The organism is Pseudomonas sp. Je.1.5.c (assembly GCF_051129895.1).
GTDB classification, from domain to species: domain Bacteria; phylum Pseudomonadota; class Gammaproteobacteria; order Pseudomonadales; family Pseudomonadaceae; genus Aquipseudomonas; species Aquipseudomonas urmiensis.
In genome coordinates this window covers 1-17,939 of the sequence record NZ_JBCPSP010000067.1, presented here as the reverse complement: position 1 = coordinate 17,939, position 17,939 = coordinate 1, and the positions used below count along the sequence as shown (strand labels likewise).

The 17,939-nt window shown below is 60.0% G+C and carries 14 protein-coding genes; all 14 read right to left on the bottom strand.

Annotation, left to right across the window (positions count from 1 at the left end; translation table 11 throughout):
• Window positions 1-181 precede the first annotated feature (181 nt).
• Window positions 182-1,258, bottom strand: a complete 1,077-nt coding sequence (locus tag AAZU54_RS26175; RefSeq protein WP_186554834.1) for an autotransporter domain-containing protein — start codon at window positions 1,256-1,258, stop codon at window positions 182-184.
• Window positions 1,259-1,575: 317 nt separating this feature from the next.
• Window positions 1,576-2,370, bottom strand: coding sequence for an endonuclease/exonuclease/phosphatase family protein (locus AAZU54_RS26170; protein ID WP_186554833.1), 795 nt, complete (start codon window positions 2,368-2,370; stop codon window positions 1,576-1,578).
• Between the two features lie 148 nt (window positions 2,371-2,518).
• Entirely contained in the window at window positions 2,519-4,672 is a 2,154-nt protein-coding gene (gene glgX, locus AAZU54_RS26165) for a glycogen debranching protein GlgX (protein ID WP_186554832.1), read from the bottom strand.
• An 84-nt stretch (window positions 4,673-4,756) separates the two neighbouring features.
• The gene (locus AAZU54_RS26160) at window positions 4,757-5,044 is read right to left on the bottom strand and encodes a DUF2934 domain-containing protein (protein WP_186554831.1); all 288 of its coding nucleotides are present in this window, start codon (window positions 5,042-5,044) and stop codon (window positions 4,757-4,759) included.
• A gap of 14 nt (window positions 5,045-5,058) precedes the next feature.
• Window positions 5,059-7,833, bottom strand: a complete 2,775-nt coding sequence (locus AAZU54_RS26155; RefSeq protein WP_434727855.1) for a malto-oligosyltrehalose synthase — start codon at window positions 7,831-7,833, stop codon at window positions 5,059-5,061.
• Window positions 7,830-9,899 carry a 4-alpha-glucanotransferase gene (malQ, locus tag AAZU54_RS26150; RefSeq protein ID WP_186554829.1) on the bottom strand — a complete coding sequence of 690 codons (2,070 nt, stop codon included), beginning with the start codon at window positions 9,897-9,899 and terminating at the stop codon, window positions 7,830-7,832. The genes AAZU54_RS26155 and malQ overlap by 4 nt, the downstream gene beginning before the upstream one ends.
• Window positions 9,896-11,725, bottom strand: coding sequence for a malto-oligosyltrehalose trehalohydrolase (locus AAZU54_RS26145; RefSeq protein ID WP_434727854.1), 1,830 nt, complete (start codon window positions 11,723-11,725; stop codon window positions 9,896-9,898). The genes malQ and AAZU54_RS26145 overlap by 4 nt, the downstream gene beginning before the upstream one ends.
• Window positions 11,726-11,739: 14 nt before the next feature.
• Window positions 11,740-13,299, bottom strand: coding sequence for a glycogen synthase GlgA (glgA, locus tag AAZU54_RS26140; protein WP_186554827.1), 1,560 nt, complete (start codon window positions 13,297-13,299; stop codon window positions 11,740-11,742).
• 536 nt (window positions 13,300-13,835) lie between these two features.
• On the bottom strand, window positions 13,836-14,054 hold the full coding sequence (locus tag AAZU54_RS26135) for a hypothetical protein (protein ID WP_368973455.1): 219 nt from the start codon (window positions 14,052-14,054) through the stop codon (window positions 13,836-13,838).
• Between the two features lie 106 nt (window positions 14,055-14,160).
• Window positions 14,161-14,778 (bottom strand): hypothetical protein, encoded by a 618-nt coding sequence (locus AAZU54_RS26130; RefSeq protein ID WP_434727853.1) that lies wholly within the window; start codon window positions 14,776-14,778, stop codon window positions 14,161-14,163.
• Between the two features lie 14 nt (window positions 14,779-14,792).
• On the bottom strand, window positions 14,793-15,098 hold the full coding sequence (locus tag AAZU54_RS26125) for a hypothetical protein (RefSeq protein WP_434727852.1): 306 nt from the start codon (window positions 15,096-15,098) through the stop codon (window positions 14,793-14,795).
• 391 nt (window positions 15,099-15,489) lie between these two features.
• Window positions 15,490-15,756 carry a hypothetical protein gene (locus AAZU54_RS26120; protein ID WP_434727851.1) on the bottom strand — a complete coding sequence of 89 codons (267 nt, stop codon included), beginning with the start codon at window positions 15,754-15,756 and terminating at the stop codon, window positions 15,490-15,492.
• Window positions 15,757-16,505: 749 nt separating this feature from the next.
• Window positions 16,506-16,889: a hypothetical protein gene (locus AAZU54_RS26115; protein ID WP_434727850.1), complete on the bottom strand. Its 384-nt coding sequence runs from the start codon at window positions 16,887-16,889 to the stop codon at window positions 16,506-16,508.
• 1 nt (window position 16,890) lies between these two features.
• Window positions 16,891-17,939 (bottom strand): RHS repeat domain-containing protein (locus AAZU54_RS26110; RefSeq protein ID WP_434727849.1); only part of this gene is annotated, 1,049 nt, incomplete at its 5' end.

Genomic DNA, 17,939 nt, shown 5'->3' with positions numbered 1-17,939 from the left:
CCGCGATAGCATCAGCAGCCTCAATTGGGGGGGCTGATCTGACGCTATCGCGGGGCAAGCCCGCTCCCACGAGGCGGTGTAGCGCATTGTCGTTGGCTTTGAGCCTGCGCCACTTGGCGTTCTGGTCATGAAGCCAGCCTAACGACACCCACAACCCCACTCCCACAGGGTGGGGTGGCGGCTACCAGCGCATCTTCACGCCAAGACTGCCAATCAAGCCATTGAGGTCATTGCCGTCCATATCGCTGCTGTAGTCGGCACTGACGAACAACGCCACATTCGGCGTCATCCGCGCCACCAGGCCCAAGCCCAATTCGACCGTGGTCGAATAGCGTGAGCTGGAGATCTTGTCGACCTGGTCCAGCTGCACCCCATCGGCGTTGCTGAAGTCGTACCAGACGTTGGTCCGCACATAGGGCTCGATCGGCATTCCGCTCACCACATAGCGCCCAGACAATTTGGCACCGACCCGGCCGCTCCAGCTGGGCTGGCTATCGAATGCCTGCAAAGTCGCTTCCTGCACCTGGCTGCCGGGGAAGAACTGCTGGTTGATCAACTGCGCCTGCGGCTCGATCACCCAACCGCCACCCAGGCCAATCGGGTAACCGCCTTCCAACGAGAAGGTCATCGCGTGGCCGCTGTCATCCAGGCGCTGGCCGCTTTCGCCACGGCCACTGACATCGATGCGGGTGCCCATGGCCACCGCATCCAGGTGCCAGCCCTGGGCATGGCTCATGCTCCAGTACACCCCCAGGCTCTCGCCGCTGAGGTTGACGGCGTTGCGCTGCTTGTCGCCGAGCAACTGGCGCATGCCGTTGAAGCTGCTTTGCAGGTTGTTATGGCCGACGAATACCCCGGCCCGGTGGACGTTGCCCGAGGTCGATTCGCGCACGAACAGGTCAGGGCCAATCATCAGTTGCTGGCTGGGCGCTTCGAGTTGATTGGGTGGTTGCGCGCCGATGTGGGGCATGCCGGGGAAGAACTGCGACCATTGGCTGGCGACCAGGTCCGGTGCCGCCTGCCCATGGCGCTGGCTCATGCGCTCGGAAAAGGCGCTGAGGGTATTGAGGCTCAAGCCGCTGGCGCTGACCGGATCCAGCGACAGCTGGGGCATCGCCGGCTGCTGCAGAAGGTTGGCGTAAGGCTCATCCTCTTGCAGATCGAACGCGAAAGTTTCCACCGGGGTTGCCAGGAGCAGCGACGTGGAAACCGCGCACAGAACATGATCGAGGCGCAGGGGGCGCGCAGTTCTTTTCATGGCGGTTCTCCTCTTGTTTTTAAGGTACAGCCCAAGGACCTGGCCTGTTGTCACGAGCTGTACGACAAAACAGAGGGCGACCCAAACCAGCACGCCAGCCTGTTCGAGCGCGCACGAAGGCGCGAGCTAGAGGCCCGGCGCAAATTTTTTACGTCTGGTATTAAGTTCAGCTAAGGAGAGGACAAGGCTTGCGTCAAGAAAACGTGAAGGATCTGTTCAAGGTCTGTACAAGGTGTTAACCCATTGAATTAATGGATAAATCCATTACCCATAGCCAGGTTCGCTATTTGCCCTTGTGCGGCTATGCCGAATCATTGCTACAGACGCACTTCCACTGCCAGTGGCAGGTGGTCCGACAGGTGCGTCCAAGGCTTGTGGCCGAGGATTTGCGGGGCGTGGCTCTGGGCATTGCGCAGGTAGATCCGGTCCAGGCGCAGTAATGGCAAGCGCGCCGGATACGTTCGGGCGAGCAGGCCATGGTGGCGCTCGAACGCTTCGTGCAGGTCGCGCGCAAGGCCCAGGGTGCGATTGCCGCGCAGCTTCCAGTCGTTGAAGTCGCCGGCGATGATCACCGGCTCGTCAGCGGGCAGGGCGTCGAGCAGTTTGCGCAGCAACTGCAATTGCTGCTGGCGGTGGCTTTCGAGCAGCGACAAGTGCACGCAGATGGCATGCACCGGGCGCTGGCCGGGCACATCCAGGATGCAATGCAGCAGGCCGCGGCGCTCGGGGCCGGTGATCGACACGTCGAGGTTGCGGTGCTCCAGGATCGGATATTTGGACAGCAGGGCGTTGCCGTGGTGGCCATCGGGGTAGACCGCATTGCGGCCGTAGGCGAAGTCGCTCCACATGCTGTCGGCGAGAAACTCGTACTGCGAGGTCTGCGGCCAGCCGGGGTAGCGCGCAGCATGGCGGTCGTGGCTGCCGAGCACTTCCTGGAGAAACACGATATCGGCTTGGGTGCTGCGCACCGCCTCGCGTAGCTCCGGCAAGATGAAGCGCCGGTTGAAGGCGGTAAAGCCTTTGTGGGTATTGACCGTCAGGACCCGGAGTCGGTCGACGGCCGGGGATTGGCTGACGGAGGCGAAACCTTGACTGCCGGCTTCGAGGTTCACGGGGACTCCTGTTCCTGGCTGGCTGCTGAGTGGGTTGGGTCAGTGGCGGCCTCATCGCGGGGCAAGCCCGCTCCCACAATGCCCTGCGATAAAGCCGCCACTGACACAACAAACGCTATTGTCTAGGACCGAATCAGCCCAGTTGGGTTCAGTCCTCCTCGCGCTGCAGCACCATCAGCAGCAACGAGCGTCCAGTCGCCTCGAACATCGTTTCGAATGGCAAATGCTGCGGCTTGCGCAACTGCGGTCGATCGGTATCGATCAGGCAGCTCCAGTAATCGCCTTCAGGCACGGCAGGCAGTTTGAACGGCACGGTGTCATGGTGGGCATTGACGATCAGCAGCATGGTCGCCTCAGACCCTGGCCGGGCAATCCCGCTGACTTGTGCGCGGCCATCCATCAGCATGCCCAGGCAACGCCCGTGCGGGTCTTGCCATTGCTCCACGGTCATCTCGCTGCCATCGGGGGCCAGCCAGGTGACATCCTTGACCCCAATCGCCTCGTTGTAGTCGCCGACCAAAAAGCGTGAGCGGCGCAGCACCGGGTAGGCCAGGCGCAAGCGGGTCAGGCGCTTGACGAAGGTCAGCAGCTCGCTGCCTTGCTCGTCCAGGTCCCAGTTGATCCAGCCGATCTCACTGTCCTGGCAGTAGGCGTTGTTGTTGCCATGCTGGGTGCGACTGAACTCATCGCCGGCAACGATCATCGGCGTGCCTTGGGCCAGCAGCAGGGTGGCGAAGAAGTTGCGCATCTGGCGCATGCGCAGGGCATTGATTTCAGGGTCTTCGGTCGGCCCCTCGGCGCCGCAGTTCCATGACAGGTTGTTGTCGGTGCCGTCCTGATTGTTCTCGTCGTTGTCTTCGTTGTGCTTATCGTTGTACGAGACCAGGTCCCGCAGGGTGAAGCCGTCGTGGGCGGTGACGAAGTTGACCGAGGCATAGGGGCGCCGGCCGCGGTTGTTGAACATGTCGCCTGAGGCCGTCATGCGTGAGGCGAAGTCGGCCAATTGGCCCTCGTCGCCTTTCCAGAAGCTGCGCACGGTGTCGCGAAAACGGTCGTTCCATTCGGCCCAGCCGGGGGCGAAGTTGCCCACCTGATAGCCGCCTGGGCCGCAGTCCCAAGGTTCGGCGATCAGCTTGACTTGGCTCAGCAGCGGGTCTTGGCGGCAGGCGACGAGGAAGCTGTGCCGCTCGTTGTAGCCATCGTGGTAGCGGCCCAGGATGGTCGCCAGGTCGAAGCGAAAGCCATCCACGCGCATCTCGCCGGCCCAGTAGCGCAGCGAATCGGTGACCAGTTGCAGCACGCAAGGGTGGCTCAGGTCGAGGGTGTTGCCGGTGCCGGAGTCGTTGATGTAGTAGCGCTTGTCATCGGGCATCAGGCGGTAGTACGAGGCGTTGTCGATGCCGCGCATCGACAGGGTCGGGCCTTGTTCGTTGCCTTCGGCGGTGTGGTTGTAGACCACATCGAGGATCACCTCCAGGCCTGCGTCGTGCAGGTGGGCGACCATCTCCTTGAACTCGGCGATCTTGCCGCTGGCCAGGTACTTGGGGTGCGGCGCGAAGAAGGCGATGCTGTTGTAGCCCCAATAGTTGTTCAGGCCCTTGTCGAGCAAATGCTGGTCGTTGACGAAGGCGTGGATCGGCAGCAGTTCGATGGAGGACACGCCCAGATCCTTGATGTGCTTGAGCAGCTCATCGTTGGCAAGGCCGGCAAAGGTGCCGCGCAACGCCTCGGGCACCGCCGGGTGGCGCATGCTGATACCGCGGGTGTGCGCCTCGTAGAGGATGGTCCGTTCCCACGGCACCTGCACGCGATGGTCGCGGCCCCAGGTGAAGGCCGGGTCGATGACTTTGCATTTGGGCACGAAGGGCGCGCTGTCACGCTCATCGAACGACAAATCGCCATCGGGATGGCCAATGGTGTAGCCGAACAGCGCCTCGGACCACTTCAGGGTGCCGACCAGTTGTTTGGCGTAGGGATCGATCAATAGCTTGTTGTGGTTGAAGCGATGGCCATTCTCCGGCTCGTAGGGGCCGTAGACGCGATAGCCGTAGACCAGGCCTGGGTGGGCGTCGGGTAGGTAGCCGTGGTAGATCTCATCGGTGTATTCCGGCAGCTCGATGCGTTCGAGCTCCTGCTCGCCAGTGGAGTCGAACAAGCACAGCTCGACTTTGGTGGCATTGGCCGAGAACAGGGCGAAGTTGACTCCCAGGCCGTCCCAGGTGGCGCCGAGCGGGAAGGGCATGCCTTCACGAATGCGCGATGGGGCGACAGAGCGGGTTTTCTTCGGGGTGCGGGGGCTCATGGCAGTCCTCGTTGGCCAGGGGGAGGGGGGTGTCAGGGGCGCGCAGCGGCCCCTGTATTGCTGGGCAAAGGCGTCTGGAAAGACTCACCCCGCACTGGGCTTTTTCACCGCCCGGGGCTTCTTCTCGGCAACCGGCTTGGCGGCCGCGCTGCTGGCCACCTTGGGCTTGGCCGCAGCCTTGGGTTCTGCCGCAACCTTAGGCTTGGCTGCAGCCGGCTTCTTGCGCGGCGCAGCCTTGGGCGCCAGGGCTTCAGCTTCGGCAAGCTTGCGCGCCATCTCCCAATGGCGCTCCTCCTGCCCGGCAGGCTTGCCCTCGGACTCCCAGATCTCATAGGCAAATTGGCGAATACGCTTTTCATCGACACTCATCATGACGCTCCTGATGCTCAAGATTGTTGTATCAACAGATTGACCGGACATTCAGCCAACACAGCGCTCAACATCAGCTCTCTAGAAGGGCTGACCGCGCGGCTGGCGAAAAGTCCAGTCCAATTGGCAGGTGACAAGGCAAACGGCAGAATCAGCCGGGTGTCGTCCCAGTTCTGTGCCGGGATCAACGGTATTGGGCTGTTGCCCAGTAACGCGTAGGTCAAACGTGGTACCACCACAATCGCGCGCTCACCTTCGCCCAGGCGGGCAAACGCCAGTACCTTGTCGGCATGCCGGCCCTGCACGGCCAGCGGCAGGTAGTCACCCCGGCGAAATAGCGCTGGATAGGCCTGACGACAGTCGAGGACCTGGGCGATCAACGCCTGCTTGATCCGTCCATCGCGCCAGTGTTCGAGCAGCGCTGCCAGCGGCGTGCTGTCGTCCAGGCTGGCCCGCCTCACAGCGTAGTCCACTGGGCGGCGGTTGTCCGGGTCGACCAGGCTCAGGTCCCAGTACTCATTACCCTGGTACAGGTCGGGCAGCCCCGGCGAAGTCATCCGTAGCAGGCACTGCACCAGCCCATTGAGCGCACCTGCGCAGGCGATCGACTGCGCAGCCTCAGCCAGTGAATTGCGCAGCTGCTCATTCTCGCGCTCAAGCAGCAGGCCATCGATATAGGCCGCGCACGCCGCTTCATAGGCCTCGTTCGGCGCGCTCCAGGCGCTGCGCAATTTGGCTTCGCGCAGTGCCTTCTGCTGCCACTGGCGAATCCGTTCGGCGTAGCGGCCAAGGGCGGCTTGATCGTGCCGGTCAAGCTGCAGCGGCCAGCTACCGAGCAGCGTCTGCAGCAGCATCATTTCATCAGCCGGGCTCGGCGCCGGGCCATCTTCCAAGGCCTGGCGCAGCGGCGCGGCCAACTCGCGCCAATGCTCGACCCGGCTGGCCAGCCAAGGCCCACGTTCGCTGAGCACCGCCAGGCGCGCGCGGCAGTCTTCGCCGCGCTTGTGGTCATGGGTGGCGGTGGCCAGCAGGTTGTCGGGGAAGTCGCGCAGGCGGCGCTCGGCCTCGGTGTGAAACGCCTCGGGCGCGGCGCTGAAGCGCTCGGCCTCAAAGCCCACATCATTGCGCGAGAGCAATCGGGCCGAGCGGTAGAAGGCAGTGTCTTCCACAGCCTTGGCGGCGCTCGGCGCGGTCAGCTGCTGGAAGCGCACGCAGGCATGGCGCAGGTGCTTGCGTGGCCGGCCAGGCGGCAGGCGGCGCCAGGGTTGGCCGCCGAGCCACAGCTGGAGCTGGTCGAGCAACGGCCAGTCGGCTTCGCTCAAGGTTTGCCGGGCGCCGCTCAGCGCCTGCTGGAAAAACGCTTCGTCTTCTGCGGGGCGGCCGATGGCGTTGATATAGGTGCGGTACACCGGGTAATGCTCGACCAGCGCCTGGAGCGCCCGGCGAATCGCGCCCAGGGTCAGGTCGCGGGTCATCAGGTCGTCGCGCGCCACTCGCAGCAGCGCCTGGGCCACCGACTCACAGTCGCCGGCCAGGCTGGCGTTAAGCACCAGATGGCGCGCCTGGCGGACTTCTTCAGGGAAGTCAGGGCGCTCGCTGACGCTGCGCCACAACTCGGTCAGCGGCTCTTCACCCGCGGGGTCGTGCTGGAGCAGCGACACCTGGTTCATGAACTCGTAGCCGGTGGTGCCGTCGGTGAGCCAGTCCTGATGCAGGTGCTCATCGACGCCGAGGATCTTCTCCACGTAGATCGGGAAGTGCTCAAGCGCAGCGTTCAGCGGGCGCGTGGCCAACAGGCTGTCGACGCGCCGGCGCAACTTGCGACAGTATCCGCGTGGATCGGCCAACCCGTCGATATGGTCGATGCGCAGGCCATCGACCAAACCGCGCTCGATCAGCTCGAACAGCTTGGCATGGGTCGCTTCGAACACCAGCGCGCGCTCGACCCGCAGGCCGCCCAGCTCGTTGATGTCGAAAAAGCGCCGCCAGTTGATATCGTCCGCCGCCGTGCGCCAGCTGGCCAGGCGGTAGGTCTGGCGTTCGAGCAACTGATGCAGGCGCTTGAAGCCCGCTTCGGTGCGGCTGTCGAAGGCGCTCAGGGCCTCATCCAGGCTAGCGCCTTGGTTGACCACGCGAGCCAATTCGGCGTGCAAGGGCAGGGCATCGGCCAGTGGCTCGGGCGACTCATGCAGGCTGCTGAAACGCTGGGCCAGCTCGCGCAACTGCGGGTGCTGGCTGTGCCCCAGGATGCGCGGGTAGTCCAGCGGGCAAATGGGGAAGCGATGGTCGTAATGAGCGACCTCCAGTACCCCTTGATCGGCGTCGAAGGTCAGCGGGATGTCGCCCTGTTGCAAGGCCACGCCATAGTCTGTGCCGAGAAACGGCAACAGCAATTGGCCGGCCAGCAGCGGGTCGCTGGAGTGCCATTGAATGTCGAAGAACTCGGCATAGGGGCTGCGTCGCCCCCAGGCCAGCAGGCTCTGCCACCAAGGGTTGTCGGCGCCGCCCACGGCCATGTGGTTGGACACCGTGTCGAGGATCAGCCCCATGCTGTGCTGACGCAATGCACCGACCAAGCGCAGCAGCGCGGCCTCGCCGCCCAGCTCCGGGTTGACCCGCGTCGGGTCGACCACATCGTAGCCATGCCGCGAGCCGGCGCGGGCCTTGAGGATCGGCGAGGCGTAGAGGTGGCTGACGCCCAAGCGGGCGAAGTACGGCACCAGCGGCACCGCGTCATCCAGGGTGAAGTCGCTGTGAAATTGCAGCCGCACGGTGGCGGTCAAGGGTTTCATCGGTCACGCTCCCAGGCTTGTTCACGGGCCTGGGCCAGCAGCTCCAGGCGCCGTGCGGCGTCTTCATCGTCGAGCAGGTCGCGCACCGCCAGGGCGAAACGGCGGCGCCAATTGGGGTGGCCTTCGGTGGTGCCGGGCAGGTTGGCTTGCTCGTCGCTGCCTAGCAGGTCTTCCAGCGGGATCAGCACCAGCGGCGCGCGGGTATGGCCGACGTAGCGGATGGCCGCATCGATCAGCTCGTCGTCGGATTTGAGCGGTCCATAGTTGGCTTCCAGCAGGCGGCGCAGGCCGTCGCGCTCCTTTTGCCGGTCATGGCGCCAGTGCAGTTCGGCAGGCGCATCGATCAAGTGCAGGCGGTGATACCAGTCGATATCGCGGCTCTGCAGCCAACCGGCCAGCGGCGCCAGGTCGTGGGTGCCGGTGGTGGCCAGGGCGTTGTCGGGCCAGTCGAGAATCGGCTTGAAATGGCCGGTCGAGGTCTGCTCGAAGGGCAGCACGCGCATGCCCAGTATGGCCTTGTCGGCGAGCACTTCGCGCAGGCCCTCAGGCACCGTGCCGAGGTCTTCGCCAAGGATCACTGCCTGGTGGCGCACCGATTCGAGGGTCAGCAAGCGCAGCAGGTCATCCAGGGGGAAATTGAGGTAGGCGCCCTCGCTGGGCTTGGCGCCACGGGGGATCAGCCACAGCCGGCGCAGGCCCATCACATGGTCGATGCGCAGGCCCCCGGCATGGGCCAGATTGGCCCGCAGCATTTCGATGAAGGCGCGGTAGCCGTTGCGCTTGAGGCCTTCAGGTGAGAACGCGCTGATGCCCCAGTCCTGGCCGGCGCGGTTGAGGATATCCGGCGGGGCGCCGACCGTCAGCTCAGATAGCAGCTCGTCCTGGCGGCTCCAGCCTTGGCTGCCAGCGCCATCGGCACCCACCGCCAGATCGGCGATCAGCCCGACGGCCATGCCGTTGCCGCGCGCTGCTTCCTGGGCGCGTTGCAGGCCGCGCTCCGTCAGCCATTGGCAGAACGCGTGGTACTCCACCCACGATGGATGGGCGCTGGCGAAGGCTTCCACCTCGGGGTGGTACGGGTCGTGCCAGGCGGCCGGCCAGTTGCGCCAGTCGGCACCCAGGCCGCGCTCCATGGCCTCGGTTTGCAGAACCTCGAAGCGGCAATGATGCTCCAGGGCCTGGCCACCGGCTTGGCGAAAACTGTCGAAGTCTTCGCGCAGCGGGTGATTGCCCTGGCTGAAATCCTTGTACAGCGCCTTGAGCAGACGCTGTTGGGCGTCGGCGGCGCGCGGCCAGTCGACCAACGACTGGCGCTCCAGCTCATCGAGGGTGGGTTGCAGCTCGCAGGCCTCGATGGCCAGGCGCACGGTGCGCTCGCCGAGCAGCGCCGCGGGGCTGGCATAGAGGCTGTTGAGCAGCAGCCGGCTGGACGGGGAGTAGGGGCTGTAGTGGCGCTGGTCGGCGCCCGACAACGCGTGGATTGGGCTGATCGCCAAGGCATCGGCGCCACGCTCGGCCGCACTGCGGGCCAATTGCTCCAGGGCCAGGCAGTCGCCATAGCCGCCGTCACCCGGGCGGCGCAGGCTGTACAGCTGCACCGACAGGCCCCAGCAACGCGGCGGTGGCTCTTGAACGGCATCGTGCAAGGCATGGCAACGCAGAGGCGCTACCGCCACGCTGAAGCTGCGGCCATCGATATCCAGCTGGTGATAACCGATGGGCAGTTTGCCGGGCAGTTGCGCCTGTTCGTCGAGGTTCAGCTCCACAGGGTCGCCGTTTTCCAGCACACAACGCACCGGGCTGCCGGCAGAAAAGTAACGCGCCAGCGGCAACGGCTGGTCGATATCGACGGTCAGTAGCGGCGGCAGGTGCTCGCTGTCTTCGGCTTGATCCAGGCTTTGCAGGCTGGCCGCGATCGCCGCGTCATCGGTTGCCGGGTGGCCAAGCCCGGCCAGGACTTGGCGCAGTACCGGGTCGCTGACCTGCTGCGGGCGGTTGTTGGCATCGATCCAGTCACGGGCCACTCCCACACGGGCGGCCAGACGGTGCAACGGCAATTCGCTCATGTAGGCTCCAGGGCAGGGGCAAGCAGGCTGACCACGCAACTGTGCGCGGCCAGGGTGGAATCGGGGTGGGCGTTATCGCTGCTGTCGAACAGACGCTGCGCGGCAGGCGGCAGCTCGACCGGCTGCGGCGTAGCGCCCAGGTTGAGGTCGATGCGCAGCTGCTGGCCATTGCCCAGGCGCCAGCGCGCGCTGAGCGCCTTGTCGCCGAGCACCTCGGCGCCTAGCGCCTGGCTGCCGGGCAAATGCGGCGAGACGTGCAAGCGGCGCAGTTCGAGCAATTGCTGATACAGGCCGTGCCAGCCGGCCAGGACTTCCTGGCGCTTGGGACGGGAGGCCTCGAAGGTGTCGGCGGCATTCGGGTCGGGGATCTGCTCGCGCTGGTCGGGGTCGGCGAACGCGGCAAAATGGGCGAACTCGCCGCGCCGGCCTTCACGCACCGCGTCGGCCAACTCGTCGTGAAAATCAGTGAAGAACAGGAAAGGTTTGCAGCTGCCGTCGTCGTCGCCCATGAACAGCAGCGGGATCATCGGCGACAGCAACAACAGCCCCGTGGCGGCGCGCAGCGCCTGCGGTGAGCAGAGCCGAGTGAGGCGCTCGCCCAAGGCGCGGTTGCCGATCTGGTCGTGGTTCTGCAAGAACAGCACGAACTTGCTCGGCTGCAAATGCGCACTGGGTTCGCCGCGAGGGGTGCCGTGGCGATTGGGCTGGCCCTGGAACACGAATCCTTCGCTCAGGCAGCGGGCGAGCTTGTCGATGGGGCGGTCTTGGTAATCTTGGTAGTAGCCTTCGGTTTCGCCAGTCAGCAGCACGTGCAAGACGTTATGGCCGTCGTCGTTCCACTGGGCGTCGAAGCCTTGTTCGAGCAGGCTTGCCTGGTTGTGTTCGTTTTCCAGCACCAGCCACACGTGGCGACCGGGCTCATCGCGGGGCAAGCCCGCTTCCACGCTGTTGTTCGCAAGGGTGGCCGTGTGGGAGCGGGCTTGCCCCGCGATAGCGGTGGGAGCGCCCACCGCAGCGCGAACCCGCGTCGCCAGTTCCACCAGAAAGTCCGGTTGGTCGATGGCATGCACCGCATCCAGGCGCAGGCCATCGACGCGATAGTCACACAGCCACATCAGCGCGTTCTGAATGAAGTACTCGCGCACTTCAGGGCGGCGAAAGTCGATGGCTGCGCCCCAGGGCGTCTGCCGATCTTGGCGAAAGAACGGGCTGGCGTATTCATGCAGGAAATTGCCATCGGGGCCGAAGTGGTTGTAGACCACATCGACCATCACCATCAGCCCAAGGCCATGCGCCTGATCGATCAGGGCACACAGCTGCTGCGGGCTGCCATAACTGTGCTGGGGGGCAAACGGCAGCACCCCGTCATAGCCCCAGTTGCGCTCTCCGGGAAACTGCCCCAGCGGCATCAGCTCGATCGCCGTGATACCCAGCTCGGCCAGGCGTGGCAATTGCCCAGCGACCCCGGCATAGCCGTCGGCCAAGCCCACGTGCAGCTCCTGGATCACCGCTTCGTGCCAGGGCCGGCCTTGCCAGGGGTGCAGCCACGGATAGCGGGCCAGGTCGACCACCTGGCTCGGGCCATGCACCCCTTCGGGCTGATAGCGCGAAGCCGGGTCGGCGACTTCCAGCTCATCATCGATGCGGTAGCGATAGCGGCTGCCTGCCTGGGCAGGGGCAATGCCGCTGAACCAGCCATCGCCCTCGGCCTGCAAGGCAATCGCCGGTTGTTGGTCCAACTGCAAGCTCACGCTGCGCGCATCCGGCGCCCAGAGGGCGAAGCGCGCCGACGTGGCGTCCAGTAAATGTGCGCCATGCCTGTGCATCTTCGATACCTCGATCAGTAGCGGCTGAACTGAACCTGCTTGACCAGCTCCTCATACAGGTGCGCATAGGGCTCGACCGCCTGGCACCAGTTGAACGGCTGGGTCATCGACAGGCAACGCATGGCGTGCAGCAAATCCTTCTTGGCATAGATATAGAAAGCCCGGCTCAGCGCCTCGCGGTAGCTGTCCACGGTCGACTCGTCGAACAGAAAGCCCGTCACGCCATTTTCAATGGTGTCGGCCAGCCCGCCGGTATTACGCGCCACCGGCAGCGAGCCGAAGCGCTGCGCATACATCTGGCTCAAGCCGCAGGGCTCGTAGCGCGACGGCATCAGCAGAAAATCACTGCCAGCGAACATGCGCCGGGCATCGGTCTCGTTGAAGCCGATGCGCACGCCGATCCGCCCTGGGTGACGCAAGGCCAGCTCACGCATGGCCTGTTCTTCTTCCGGCTCGCCACGGCCGATGATCGCGATCTGCCCACCTTGCTCGACGATGAAGTCGGCCACGCCCAGGGTCAGGTCCAGCCCCTTTTGATAGACCAGGCGCGAGACCACGGCGAACAGCGGGCCTTCGGAGGGCTCCAACTCGAACAGCTTGCGCACTTCCTCGGCGTTACGCGCCTTGCCGTCCCAGTCGTTGATACTGAAGTTGTGCTGCAAGTGGCGGTCGGTGGCCGAGTCCCAGCTTTCGTCGATGCCATTGGGGATGCCGCTGAGCAGCCCTTGATAGGCCTTGCTGGCGAGAAAACCATCCAGCCCACAGCCAAATTCTGGCGTGGTGATTTCCTTGGCGTAGGTGGCACTCACGGTGGTGATGTGGCTGGAGTAGGCCAGGCCCGCCTTGAGGAACGACAACTTGCCGTAAAACTCCATGCCCTCTTGCTGCATGGCGTGGTCAGGGATCGCCAGCTCCGGGCTGCAGCCACGGCTGTAGACACCCTGGTACGCCAGGTTGTGAATGGTGAACAGGGTTGGCGTGCTCAGCCCGCGCCAGTGCATATAGGCCGGCGCCAGGCCTGCTGGCCAGTCATGGGCGTGGACCAGGTCCGGCTTCCAGTGCGCCATGCCTTCACCGGCCGCGATCTCGGCGGCAGCCAGGCCCAGGCGGGCGAAGCGGATATGGTTGTCGGGCCAGTCGCGGCCATTGTTGGCGCCATAGGGAGTGCCCTCGCGCTGGTACAGCTCGGGGCAGATCAGTACATAGATGACCAGGCCGTCGGCCAAATCCATCCGGCCCAGCTTGCAGGGTGGCAAGGCGGCGTGGCCACCCAGTTCGCCAACGATATGGATTGGATTGTCACTGTCTACTACCTGCGGATAGCCTGGGATCAACACGCGGACATCGTGCAGATGGGCCAGCGCCCGCGGCAGGGCAGAGGAGACGTCTCCCAACCCGCCGGTCTTGACCAGGTCAGCGATTTCCGAGGTGACGAACAGCACTTTGCGCTTGTTCGGATTGTGTTGGCGCTGGGCGCCCGGTGCCTTGGCTGTCGTGGCGAAATCCGGCTGGAGCGGCTCGCGGTTGTCCGGGTTGAATGAATCTACGTGAGGCTCGACAGCGGCACTGATCATACTTCTCTCCGTCCCTATTGGCCGGGTGGCAGGCACCCGTTGCGTTATTTCGTGTTGGTTCTCTCTAGTGCGAATCTTGGTAGTGCAGTCCTTGCCCCGAGGTCGTGCGCGCACGCACTGCGCGATCAGCATTCCTGCCGATGGCGGTGAGACTGATTGGGGTGGATGGCCGAGGCTGGGGAGGTCCCGTTGCGCTGGCCTACTTAGTTCCTGACCCACCGCTGTTTAGGAAAGTTCGACTTTTTTTAGCTCGGTTTTTCCTGAGCAAATGGCGGGCCGAAACCAGAGTGTAGGAGAGCCGGGGATAAAAATGTGACCCGTTGGTCACTTTCGTTATGAGGCGATATAGACGCAAACGTTGGCGTCTGTTGCAGGATGTGAATGGGGTGGGAGAGGGGTATTTTTAATTGGCACAACGGTGGGGCGGTGGTGGTTTTCAGTTGCGCTATGGTGAGGCGTGAAAGCGGTGACGCACCATTTTGGGGCATTGCTTGCGGTGTCATAGCCCCTGTTCTTGGCCCACAGCGTCATGCCCCTCATAGCGCTGGCGGCGATCCTGTAGGAGCGGGCTTGCCCGCGATGAGGCCGGCACGGGTTGTTTTCAAATTGTTTCTTGCGTTGTGAAGATCTGCTGCAATGCGGCTGTTTGTTGGGAGACAGTTCTTTTCCGTCGAAAGAAATTCGTTTAAGCCTTCGTCTACCGCTTTGAGAAGCTCTACTCGGTCGATGGGGGGCGTGATCTGGTGGTTGTGCATCAATTAAGGCTTCTTGAATTTCCGAGAGCCTGATCAATATGAGCTTGAGTTCTTCTATGTTTATTTTTTTATGGGCATGGTGAGTTATACATGTCGCCTTGGGTTTCTATGTTTTGGTTACATTGATGCTCCTGATTATATTTGTCAGTCGATGGAGTGCGGGCGTGCGACGGAGTGGTGAAGAACTTGTGTGAATGGTGGCGCTGTAGGGGTTCATTGTTTTTTTAATTTGATTGAGCGAGATATTTTTAAGCTCATCTTGTGTGTTTGTAATGCTTTCTATTGTCGTTGCAAGGTATGCGCCTTTGCTGGTCCATTGGCTGAATCTGCATAGGGTGTTGTGATTAAATATGATCGCTCCATCTTTGAGGTCGTGAGTGAGGTAAAGTTCTATATTTTTGATTGTGCCGTTGCCCTTGATGTTCTTGTTGTGTTTTTTGATTAGAGTGGTGACTCGTATTGCTGGTTCGATTTGCAATCCAACAAACATTGGTTTGTCTAGGTAGTAGTAAATTTTATTTTGGATGCTTATTGCTTTATTTTTATAGTCGGTTTTTAGCTCTTTTTCGTAAAAATGAAGGTCATCTTTTGAGCCCACTAATAAATAGTTGGATTCGTTCAGTGCTGCCTTGGAGAAGCTCGGTAGGTCTATGATGCCAGGGTTGTCCAGTGAGGCTCCATCTAGGTAGGTGCTGAGTATCTCGTTAAGCGGGGCTACAGGCATTATAATTCTCTCTGTCAGCGACTTGGGTTGGTTTTTAAATCATGATGTCGTTGTAGAATTATGCGGATTTGTTTCAGTTCTGGAGCACGATGTGAATTAGGATTCGCATTAAGTCCTGCCTCTGCTGATTTTGCCAGTTGTTCAACTTTTCTTGGGTTGTCAAGGAAGTTTGTCACACATTTGCAAGCCTTTTCCCACTGTGAGTTAGTAAGCTTTCTGGTTGCAGGATCAATTGGTTTGAATTCTATGTTTGAGCCTGATTGACTGGGCTTCAGCTCTATATCGCCACCGGACGATTTTGGTAAGCCTGGGCCATACATATTGATTGAACACCTCGACCTAATACATCACCACCTGCAGTATTGGATTTTACTTGGTAGTTAGACAGTCCTAGAGAGCCATCCCATTGGATTCGGCGCGTACTGATAGAGATTCAGCCTCCGGCATACCCAATCGGATCCGCCGAAACAACCGCCCCACCTGCGGATCATGGTGGTGGTGGAATTTTGCCGTTGATAAAACTGTGTATGTAGTGTCTTAAAGGTATAGGGAGTATTGTCCTGGTGTTAGGTTGTGTAGGTCTGTGCGATAGTCAGGAATTATATAGATGTTTAGCTGTTTGCCTGTGGCATAACAATCTCCAAAGTTCTGTATTTCTGCGATGGATTTTGGGGCCTCAACATCGCCGTAAATATCATCTACATCTAGGCACTATAAGTCATCAATCTTTACTAAGTGTTCACCGGTACAAATGGAATGGGCCTGGTTTCCTTTCCATAGAATTTTAAGGTCTACAACATCCTCTACGATTATTTTGATAGTGTCCCATCGCTCGCTGGATGCAAGGTGGTTTTTCGCGTAAAAAAGCCCCTGCACTGAAAGATTTCCTGAAGCCGGATAGAAAAGTCCGAATGATAAAACTAATCCGTCATAAAGGTTGTGGTATTCGGTCATGAACTTGGCTTTAATGTCGGTCATGGCTACGTGTTATCCGATAATTGATTATTTTAATAATATAAGGGTCATTGATTTTATTTGTTGTGCGTTGCCCGTTGAGTGATAAGTTTGAGCGTTATTCGATTATTTGGAAAGTTATCCAGCCTTCGATTATTTGCAGGTCTTTGATGGTGAGTTTGTTCTCTGGTTTTGTATCTGTTGTGGCGTAAAAATTTAGCGAGGCAATTTGTTTTCAAGTTGATCTGCATGGGTAAGGAGGATCTGGTTTGCTGCGTGCTCTAGACTTCTGAAGAGATTTTCGTACTGCTTAAAATATTGTGTTGGTAAAAACGTTCCACAGATCTTTAATTCTGGTTCAGCTGTTGTTCTACCAATGAGAGTATGGGGGCTGTCAAATATTTCGAATTTCGATTTGGTGGTTGGTATTTGGTGTTTTCTCCTAATGAATTAGTTGATTTCTTGGTTTTTTCGGTGAGTGCTAAGTGTCCTCTGATGAAGTGTGAAGCCTTGGCTATATGTCTGTTGCGTGCAATTCCATGTAAAAATACCAGTGTATGACAGTTCTTCTATTTTCCGATAGAAATATTCTATTGATGAAGTCAAGCTTATCTATAAAATAAAGCCAGTCCCGTAGGCTTGCTCTAATTGCTCTAATTGCTCTAATTGCTCTAATTGCTGTAAATGCATTGTCAATATTTATAATGAATAATTTTAGTATGGAGTTAGTAAGTTTTTGCTAGTTCGTATTAGTTAATAAGCCTGGGGCGGATTTATGTTTCCTGAGATCGATTTAAGACGGGCTTTTGCTGTTTTAGCCAATTGTTCATTGCTTTTTTGATTTGCGCGATATTTTGTACGCTGCCACAAATGCAAAGCTCTTTTGAGTTATTTAGTTTGTTCTCAAAGCAAGTTGTGTCGCTTGCGTCAATGTCGAGAATCACCCTAAGCCTGTCCTGGCTTAATAGATGCTTTGTTGAAAATATGGGGTTGCCATTCATGAAAGGCATTCCGTTTGCAAAATGGGTCCTATAATAGGGGGTTTGGAATTGTTCTTGATCTAAATTCTCTTTTTTTAGAAGGGCATTGAAGGTTTTTTCGAAGTGCTCTTCGAGGGCTTGGTAAATTTCGGGGTGGGATAGATAGTTTTCAAACATGTTATTTCTCGGTGAAGGCTATGCCGGAGTTAACTTCGATGTCTACTCTTTCGTGTGCTGTTTCTTTAACCTTGAAGGATACTCTGCTGTCGGCTTCGACGCCGCCGCAGCTACATGCGTTGTTAATAAAGCGTTCTGCACGCTTGAAGGCGCTATCCCGAATATTAAGCTCTTTTTTGCTGAGTTTTCCCTTGAGCTCTTCTATTTTGCTTTTAGCTTGCTCGGCGGTAAAAGGAGTATCTTGATTCCAGCTCACAGATTGTTCGAGTTTATCGCCTTGAGCTTGGATTCTCCCTCTATGCGCTGCGAGACCTAATGGGTCCGTCCATGCAACCGGATTCGGCGCATATTGATAAAGATTCAACCCCCCGGCATACCCAATTGGATCCGCCGAAACAAACCGCCCCACCTGCGGATCATAGTACCGGTACCGGTTGTAATGCAGCCCGGTTTCCACATCCAGGTACTGCCCCTGAAACCGTAGCGCAGTGTCGAGTTTTCTGCGCTGCGCCGCCTCGCTCAGCCTCACCTGGGCCTGCCCCCAGGCCTGATAGTCCGCCCGCCAGACCATCTCGCCGTGCTGATCGGTCAGCTCCAGCGGGGTTCCTAGGTGGTCGCATTGGTACCAATCCAGCGCTTTGAAGGCCGGTGCCTGTGGCTGGTATTGCCAGACCGGATCCTGATTGATGTCATACGGCCCGTCATAGCTCGGCTCGGGCAGCAGGGCGATTTGTTGCTCGTACGAGGCCTGCACCAGCGGCACGAAGGTGCCTGGCTCGTAGAGGTAGTGGGTGGTGCGTTCGGCGCGCGGGTGGTAAGTGCTTTCAAACGCCAGGTTGTCGCCGTCCCAGCCATAGATGCTGCTCTTGCAGCCGTAGCGCTCATCGAGGTCCAGGCGTTGCTTGCGGTTCCACAGCGGGCCTGCCTGCGCGCGGTCTTGGTACTTGGCAGCCGATTGCTTGTAGAGGCGCCGGCCGAGGGCGTCGTAGCCGTAGTTGACCTTGAGCCGGGCATCTTCGTAGCCCACCAGGCGGTCGTACAGGTCCCAGG

What these genes read in the sequence shown, in the direction of transcription:
- AAZU54_RS26175 (WP_186554834.1), bottom strand. Translation starts at nt 1,258, where the DNA reads ATGAAAAGAACTGCGCGCCCCCTGCGCCTCGATCATGTTCTGTGCGCG.
- glgX (WP_186554832.1), bottom strand. Translation starts at nt 4,672, where the DNA reads ATGAGCCCCCGCACCCCGAAGAAAACCCGCTCTGTCGCCCCATCGCGC.
- AAZU54_RS26160 (WP_186554831.1), bottom strand. Translation starts at nt 5,044, where the DNA reads ATGATGAGTGTCGATGAAAAGCGTATTCGCCAATTTGCCTATGAGATC.
- AAZU54_RS26155 (WP_434727855.1), bottom strand. Translation starts at nt 7,833, where the DNA reads ATGAAACCCTTGACCGCCACCGTGCGGCTGCAATTTCACAGCGACTTC.
- malQ (WP_186554829.1), bottom strand. Translation starts at nt 9,899, where the DNA reads ATGAGCGAATTGCCGTTGCACCGTCTGGCCGCCCGTGTGGGAGTGGCC.
- AAZU54_RS26145 (WP_434727854.1), bottom strand. Translation starts at nt 11,725, where the DNA reads ATGCACAGGCATGGCGCACATTTACTGGACGCCACGTCGGCGCGCTTC.
- glgA (WP_186554827.1), bottom strand. Translation starts at nt 13,299, where the DNA reads ATGATCAGTGCCGCTGTCGAGCCTCACGTAGATTCATTCAACCCGGAC.
- AAZU54_RS26135 (WP_368973455.1), bottom strand. Translation starts at nt 14,054, where the DNA reads ATGCACAACCACCAGATCACGCCCCCCATCGACCGAGTAGAGCTTCTC.
- AAZU54_RS26130 (WP_434727853.1), bottom strand. Translation starts at nt 14,778, where the DNA reads ATGCCTGTAGCCCCGCTTAACGAGATACTCAGCACCTACCTAGATGGA.
- AAZU54_RS26125 (WP_434727852.1), bottom strand. Translation starts at nt 15,098, where the DNA reads ATGTATGGCCCAGGCTTACCAAAATCGTCCGGTGGCGATATAGAGCTG.
- AAZU54_RS26120 (WP_434727851.1), bottom strand. Translation starts at nt 15,756, where the DNA reads ATGACCGACATTAAAGCCAAGTTCATGACCGAATACCACAACCTTTAT.
- AAZU54_RS26115 (WP_434727850.1), bottom strand. Translation starts at nt 16,889, where the DNA reads ATGTTTGAAAACTATCTATCCCACCCCGAAATTTACCAAGCCCTCGAA.